Raw genomic sequence first — 7,466 nt, 5'->3', positions numbered from 1 at the left:
CCCCGCAACCGGACCCACCCCGCCATCCCCCAGGAAACCTGTTTTTGCTGTTGCTGTTGCCGGCCAGCGGCCGGCACTACGGCAGGTGCAGGGCGCAGCCCTGCCAATACCCCTCCCCCCGGCCGGGCTGGCAGAATAGGCGTCTCTGCCGTTATCCGAAGCCGACGATGCGCCTCTCCCAGTTCCACCTGCACACCACCAAGGAAACCCCCAGCGACGCCGAGCTGACCAGCCACCGGCTGATGCTGCGTGCGGGCATGATCCGCAAGCTGGCATCGGGCCTGTACACCTGGTCGCCGCTGGGCCTGCGCGTGCTGCGCAAGGTTGAACGCATCGTCCGCGAGGAAATGGACCGCGCCGGCGCCGTGGAATTCCAGATCCCGACCATCCAGCCGAAGGAACTGTGGGAGCAGACCGGGCGCTGGCAGAAGTTCGGCCCGCAGCTGCTGAAGATCAAGGATCGCAAGGACCAGGTGTTCTGCTACAGCCCGACCGCCGAAGAAGCCGCCTGCGACTTCGCGCGCAGCGAGCTGTCCAGCTACAAGCAGCTGCCCGTCAACTTCTACCAGATACAGACCAAGTTCCGCGACGAAATCCGTCCGCGCTTCGGCGTGATGCGTTCGCGCGAGTTCCTGATGAAGGACGCCTACTCGTTCCATCTGCACGATGAGTGCCTGGTGCGCGAGTACGAGAACATGAAGTCGGCCTACAGCCGCATCTTCACCCGCCTCGGCCTGGATTTCCGCATGGTGCAGGCCGACTCCGGCGCCATCGGCGGTGATGCCTCGCAGGAATTCCACGTGATCGCCGATTCCGGCGAGGACGCGCTGGTGTTCTCCACCGGTTCGGACTACGCGGCCAACATGGAAGCGGCGATCGCTGCCGATCCGGCGCCGCGCGCGGCGGCCGGCGAAGCCCTGCGCAAGGTCGATACGCCCACCCAGAAGACCTGCGAGGACGTTGCAGCCCTGCTTGGCATCGACCTGCAGCGCACCGTGAAGTCGGTGGCGCTGATCGCCGGCGAAGGCGAAGCACAGCAGTTCGTGCTGGCGCTGGTGCGCGGCGATCATGAGGTCAACGAGATCAAGCTGGCCAAGGTTGCCGGCCTGGCTGAGCAGCGTTTCGCCAGCGAGGCGGAAATCGCAGAGCACCTGGGCAGCGTGCCGGGCTTCCTTGGCCCGGTCGCGCCGGCCAAGGCGATCCGCGTGGTGGCCGATCGCGAAGTGGCGGCGATGTCCGACTTCGTCGTCGGCGCCAACGAAGCCGGCTTCCATCTGGCAGGCGTCAACTGGGGCCGTGACCTGGCGGAGCCGGAAGTGGCCGACATCCGCAACGTGCGTGCCGGTGACCGCGCGCTGGACGGCGGTGAACTGAAGATCGCCCGTGGCCTCGAAGTCGGCCACGTGTTCCAGCTCGGCCGCACGTATGCCAAAGCGCTGGACGCCACCGTGCTGGACGAGAACGGCAAGGCGGCCGTGATGGCGATGGGCTGCTATGGCATCGGCATCTCGCGCGTGGTCGCTGCCGCGATCGAACAGAACCATGACGAGGCCGGCATCATCTGGCCGGACGCGATGGCGCCGTGGCAGGTGGTGGTGTGCGTGATCAACCCAAGGGGCGACGCGGCCGTGGCCGACGCTGCTGCCAGCCTGCTGCAGGAGCTTCGCGATGCGGGCCTGGATGCAGCGCTCGACGACCGTGGCCTGCGCCCGGGCGCGATGTTCGCCGACATGGAGCTGATCGGTATCCCCCACCGTGTGGTGGTGAGCGAACGCGGCCTGGCCGCTGGCACCTACGAGTACCGCTCGCGTCGCGCCAGCGAAGCGGAAAGCCTCGACAAGGCCACCCTGCTGCAGCGCCTGCAGGGCTGATCAGGAAAGGACCGGGGCATGCCCCGGTCCTTTTTTTTTGCCGCCCGAGCCGCTGCCCGATACTGCAACAGACATAATCCGGTCAAAATCGACGCGCTGCAGTCGGCATGCCGCCAAGCCCTGGGCGACCTGCATTTGTGCTTGGATTAATTCATCTTTATTCTGTCCCGCGACGCCATGGACTGGCTCGTCCCGTCCACACATTAGTTTCCGGAGTAACCGTAAATGAGCATTGACCTGACCGGCCTGTCGGCACGAGAGCTGGGCGCCCTGATCCGCACCGCGAAGAAGCAGCAGACCATCGTCGCCAAGCGCCGGCCGATCACCAAGGTCCGGGCCCAGCTGAGCAAGCTGGCCAAGACCGAGGGTTACACCATCGAGGAACTGTTCGGCGGCGCCCCCGCTCCGCGCGCCCGCAAGGTCGCCACTGCGACCAAGGCGCCGTCCAAGACGGCAGGCCGCAAGCTGGGCAAGGTAGCCCCGAAGTACCGCAACCCGGCCAACCCGAAGGAAACCTGGACCGGCCGGGGCAAGCAGCCGCGCTGGATGGCCGAGCTGACCGCCAAGGGCAGCAAGAAGCCGGAAGATTTCCTGATCAAGAAGGCCTGAGGCCAGATCGGGATGCAATGAAGAACGCCGGCGAACGCCGGCGTTTTTCATTTCCCGGGAGGTGTGTGGAGCAACCGCCCACACCCACAGGAAGCAGCACAGAAGGGCAATTACAGGGTTTTGCGCGCGGGCATCAGCAGGTTGCCGAACAGCAGGCCGGCGACCAGTGCCATCACCACGTTGAGCACGGTGAGGAACACGCCCTGGCCGGCACCCACGTCCTGTTGCTGGACCAGGGTCAGCACGCCACGCAGGCTGGTGCTGCCGGGCACCATCATGATGATGCCCGGCAGGCGGATGATCGCGCCGGGGCGACCGACCAGACGGCCGAACAGATTGCCGCCGGCGGTCAACAGCATCGCCGACAGGAAGATGCCCGCCGGTGCCCCCCAGGCATGGCCACCGAACTTGGAAATGGCATAACCGGCCACCGAGGCGGCGATCACCCACGGGTAATCGCGGCGGTTGGCCTTGAACAGCATCGCGAACGCGAACGCGGCGGTCAGCAGCGAGCCCCACTCCACCCACGGCCCCTGGGGCCGCGCCGCACGGATCACCGGGTCCAGCCCGAGCACGTCTGCCAGGGTCACCGCGATCATCGCGCCGACGCTGAGCTTCATGATGGTGGTGAGTGCACCGGCGAAACGCGCGGTACCCGACACCCAGTGCTGGCTGGCCAGTTCATTGACCGCATTGGTCAGCGACATGCCCGGCAGCAGCACCACCAGCGAGGCGATGATCACCGTGTTGAGGTTGAGCGCGCCGATGAACGACGCGACCAAAGTGGCAACCAGGCCCGCCAGCAGCGCGGCCAATGCCTCGGCCGCCTCGCGGGTGGCCGGGCGGCGGTCGGTGACCATGCCGAGCAGGCCAATCATCAGGCCGATGACACCGGCGGTGGCGATGTCCAGCCACGGCAGCTTCCACATGCCGGCCACACCAGCCGCGCCGAGGCTGAACGACAGGATGGTGCGCAGCTTGCCGCGCCGGCCCGGATCCTTGTCCAGCTGGCGCAGCGCGGTGTGGCCCTGGGCGATGCTCATCCGCCCGTTGGACACTTCCTCGGCGATATGGTCGGCGACGCTGAGCTTGTGCAGGTCGTTCTCGCCGGGCGCCAGCCGGATCACACGGGTGATGTCACTGGAGCCGATCGCCTGCGCCGGGTCGCTGAAGCTGAGGATGATACCGGTGGGATTCGACCACGGTTCACAATCCAGATCGAGCTGGCGGGCCAGTGCCACGACTGCCGTTTCCAGGCGCTGGGCCGTGGTGCCGTAGCTGTGCAGCCGTCCGGCGATCTCGGAAACGAAGGCCACGCGCTGCGCATAGGTGGCCTGGGGCGTGGGGATCGTGTGAGCATCTGTGGACATGCGCCGTAGTATTACCTAGGCCGGGCCTTACCGGAGAAATTCATCCGAGTTCGACGCGATGCCCAAGACAGACCGGTTATGCTGCGACCCGAATGGCCCAAGTGACCCCGAACCTCGCCCCCCAGCTCGAACAGGACGCCCATGACCCGGGCCTGATCCGCCTGTCCGGCACCTGGACCCTGAAAACCGCGCTGGCCGCGGCCGAAGTCCTGCGTGGCGTTCCCGAAAAGCTGACCGGCATCGATGCGACCGGCATCGAGCAGATGGATTCGGCCGGCGTGCTGCAGGTACTTCGCGTGGCCCACCGCGCCGACCTCGGCGAAGACGCGCTGCAGTTCCGCCAGGACCATCAGGCGCTGGTCTGCACCATCGAAGAGGTCGCCGACGACCGGCCCAAGCCCAAGCGCGACTTCGGCGTGCTGGCGGCACTGGAGCGACTGGGTGTCAGCGTCCATGCCACCGGCCACAACATCAAGGCGCTGTGCAGTTTTCTCGGCGAGAACCTGGTCAAGGCGGCGCGCCTGGTCAAGGAACCCCGCCGCTTCCGCCTGACCGCCACCGTGCACCAGATGGAGCAGGTCGGGCTGGATGCGGTACCACTGGTGGCGCTGCTGTCCTATCTGGTCGGCGCGGTGATCGCCTTCCTCGGCTCGACCATCCTTCGTGATTTCGGCGCCGAGATCTACGTCGTCGAGCTGGTCAACATCGCCTTCCTGCGCGAGTTCGCCGTGCTGCTGACCGCCATCGTGCTGGCCGGCCGCACCGCCAGCGCCTTCACCGCGCAGATCGGCGCGATGAAGGCGCGCGAGGAGATCGATGCGATGCGCACCCTCGGCCTGGACCCGGTCGACCTGCTGGTGCTGCCCCGCTTGCTGGCGCTGCTGGTGACCCTGCCGCTGCTGACCTTCATCGCAATGGTTGCCGGCCTCGCCGGCGGCATCACCGTCGGCGCATTCGACCTGGACATCCCGCCACAGATGTACATCGCGCGCATGCACGAGACGATGGAAGTGCGGCACATGCTGGTCGGCCTGTCGAAGGCACCGGTGTTCGCGCTGGTCATCGGCCTGATCGGCTGCCTGGAAGGACTGAAGGTGGAAGGCACCGCGCAGTCGGTCGGCGAACGCACCACCTCCAGCGTGGTGCAGACGATCTCGCTGGTGATCATCATCGACGCCTTCGCGGCGTTGTGGTTCATGCACATGGACTGGTGACATGAGCACATCCGCCCGCCCCGAAATCCTCGACATGCGTGACGACCAGGGCCATGAACTGGCGATCCGCGTGCGCGGCCTGGTCAATCGCTTCGGCAGCCAGACCGTGCATGAGGACCTGGACCTGGACGTGCGCCGCGGCGAGATCCTGGGCGTGGTCGGCGGCTCCGGTACCGGCAAGTCGGTGCTGATGCGCTCGATTCTCGGCCTGCGCACGCCCGACGAAGGGCAGATCGAAGTGCTGGGCCGCGACGCACGTGCCGACGATCCCGAAAGCCGCCTGCACATCGAGCGCAACACCGGCGTGCTGTTCCAGGACGGCGCCCTGTTCTCCTCGCTGACCGTGGGCGAGAACGTGCAGGTGCCGCTGAAGGAACACCACCGCGAGCTGCCCGAGCGCTGGCACTACGAACTGGCACTGCTGAAGGTGAAGCTGGCCGGCCTGCCCGCCGACGCGATCAACAAGCTGCCGTCGCAGCTGTCCGGCGGCATGCGCAAGCGCGCCGGCCTGGCGCGCGCCTTGGCGCTGGATCCGCCGCTGCTGTTCCTGGACGAACCCACCGCCGGCCTCGACCCGATCGGCGCGGCCGCGTTCGACCGCCTGATCAAGACCCTGCAGGAAGCGCTGGGACTGACCGTGTTCCTGATCACCCACGACCTGGACACGCTGTACGCCATCTGCGACCGCGTTGCCGTGCTGGCCGACCGCAAGGTGGTGGCCAATGCACCGTTGCCGGAAATCGAGAAACTGGATCATCCGTGGATCCAGGAATACTTCCACGGACCGCGTGCGCGTGCCGCGCGCGGCGAACAGATCGAGAGTGCCTGAGCCATGGAAACCAAAGCCAACTACGTGCTGATCGGCGCGTTCACCCTGATCACCGGCCTGGCCCTGCTGGCCTTCGGCCTGTGGGCCGCCAAGTACTCCTCCGACCGTACCTGGCAGGAATACCGCGTGGTGTTCCGCGAAGCGGTGACCGGCCTGTCGGTGGGCAGCCCTGTGCAGTACAACGGCATCGCGGTCGGTTCGATCACCGAACTGAACCTGGTGCCGGACGATCCGCGCCAGGTGGTCGCACGCATCCGCCTGAACTCGACCACGCCGGTCAAGACCGATACCCGCGCCAAGCTGGCGATCACCAGCCTCACCGGCCCGTCGATCATCCAGCTCAGCGGCGGTACGCCGCAGTCGCCAGCGCTGACCACGGTCAACAAGGACCCGGCACCGATCATCCCGACCACGCCCTCGGCGCTGCAGAACATCACCGACGTGGCCAACCGCATCGTCGAGCGCATGGACCAGATCCTCAGCGACCGCAACGTCGCTTCGATCAATGCAACGCTGGCCAATCTTGAAACGATCAGTGGTGGCCTGGCCGATCGCGACCAGGGCACCCAGGCACTGCTGCTCAGCGCGCGCGATGCCGCACGCAGCCTGGACACCACGCTGAAGACCACCAACGGCACCATCGAGCGCCTGGACAAGAACCTGGTGCAGCAGCTGCCGGGCATCATCGACAAGCTCGACGCCACGCTGGGCAAGCTCGATTCGGCCGCCGGCAATGCCGATTCGATCCTGGGCGAGAACCGCGCGGCGATCAACAGCTTCGCCAACGACGGCCTCGGCCAGCTTGGCCCGACGCTGACCGAGCTGCGTGGCCTGATCCGCGACCTGCGCCGGGTCAGCGACCGCCTCGAGAACAACCCCGCGCGCTACCTGCTGGGCCGCGACGCACCGAAGGAGTTCGAACCCAAATGAGCACGACCACCCTTCCGCGCCTGCTGCTGGCCGCCTCGATGGTCACCCTGCTGGGCGGCTGCTCCATCCTTGGCAGCAGCGAGAAAACCGCAGTGACCCTGTACTCGCCTGCCGTGCAGGTGAAGGCCGATCCCGCGTGGCCACAGGCCAGCTGGCAGCTGGTACTGGCCAAGCCCAGCGCCGCGCGCATGGTCGACAGCCCGCGCATCAACGTGCGCCCGACGCCGTCGCAGATGGAGATCTACAAGGGCGCCAGCTGGGCACAGCCGGCCACTGACATGATCGAGGACACCCTGCTGCGCGGTTTCGAGGACTCCGGCCGGATCCGCGGCGTGGCGCGCAGCAGCGCGGGCATCCGTGCCGACTACAAGCTGTCCACCGACGTGCGCCGCTTCGAATCGGATTACCAGGGCCAGGCCACGCCGACCGTGGTCATCGAGGTCAACGCCAAGCTGATCCACGTCGCCGACCAGCGCGTGGTCGCCGACCGCACCTTCCGCCAGGCGCAGCCGGTCGGCAGCACCGACGTCCCGGCGGTCACTGCCGCGTTCGAACGCGGCCTGCAGCAGCTGGCGCAGGACGTGGTCGGCTGGACGCTGGTGAGCGGGCAGGCCGACCAGCCGGGCATCACGCGCTGACCCCA

The 7,466-nt window shown here is 67.0% G+C and carries 7 protein-coding genes; 6 read left to right on the top strand and 1 reads right to left on the bottom strand.

What is annotated here, in order from left to right; translation table 11 throughout:
- Positions 1-167: 167 nt before the first annotated feature.
- Positions 168-1,871, top strand: coding sequence for a proline--tRNA ligase (locus O0J73_RS04720; protein ID WP_308308116.1), 1,704 nt, complete (start codon positions 168-170; stop codon positions 1,869-1,871).
- Positions 1,872-2,096: 225 nt separating this feature from the next.
- The gene (locus O0J73_RS04715; RefSeq protein WP_004154120.1) at positions 2,097-2,480 is read left to right on the top strand and encodes an H-NS histone family protein; all 384 of its coding nucleotides are present in this window, start codon (positions 2,097-2,099) and stop codon (positions 2,478-2,480) included.
- Positions 2,481-2,590: 110 nt separating this feature from the next.
- On the opposite strand, the gene O0J73_RS04710 is transcribed toward O0J73_RS04715, so the two are convergent.
- The gene (locus tag O0J73_RS04710; RefSeq protein ID WP_308308115.1) at positions 2,591-3,850 is read right to left on the bottom strand and encodes a threonine/serine exporter family protein; all 1,260 of its coding nucleotides are present in this window, start codon (positions 3,848-3,850) and stop codon (positions 2,591-2,593) included.
- 92 nt (positions 3,851-3,942) lie between these two features.
- On the opposite strand from O0J73_RS04710, the gene O0J73_RS04705 reads away from it, so the two are divergent.
- From O0J73_RS04705 to O0J73_RS04690, 4 genes are read left to right on the top strand one after another with little or no spacing between them, the layout of a single operon-like run.
- Entirely contained in the window at positions 3,943-5,064 is a 1,122-nt protein-coding gene (locus O0J73_RS04705) for an ABC transporter permease (protein ID WP_004154116.1), read from the top strand.
- A 1-nt stretch (position 5,065) separates the two neighbouring features.
- Positions 5,066-5,893: an ABC transporter ATP-binding protein gene (locus O0J73_RS04700; protein WP_004154115.1), complete on the top strand. Its 828-nt coding sequence runs from the start codon at positions 5,066-5,068 to the stop codon at positions 5,891-5,893.
- Between the two features lie 3 nt (positions 5,894-5,896).
- Positions 5,897-6,823: an MlaD family protein gene (locus tag O0J73_RS04695; RefSeq protein WP_004154114.1), complete on the top strand. Its 927-nt coding sequence runs from the start codon at positions 5,897-5,899 to the stop codon at positions 6,821-6,823.
- A complete protein-coding gene (locus O0J73_RS04690) occupies positions 6,820-7,461 on the top strand; it encodes an ABC-type transport auxiliary lipoprotein family protein (protein WP_197563765.1) in 642 nt (213 codons plus the stop codon). Before O0J73_RS04695 ends, O0J73_RS04690 begins: the two co-directional genes overlap by 4 nt.
- Positions 7,462-7,466 lie beyond the last annotated feature (5 nt).

This window comes from Stenotrophomonas sp. Sm6012, from assembly GCF_030985895.1.
Lineage (GTDB): Bacteria > Pseudomonadota > Gammaproteobacteria > Xanthomonadales > Xanthomonadaceae > Stenotrophomonas > Stenotrophomonas forensis.
This window is presented reverse-complemented; position numbering and strand designations above follow the sequence as displayed.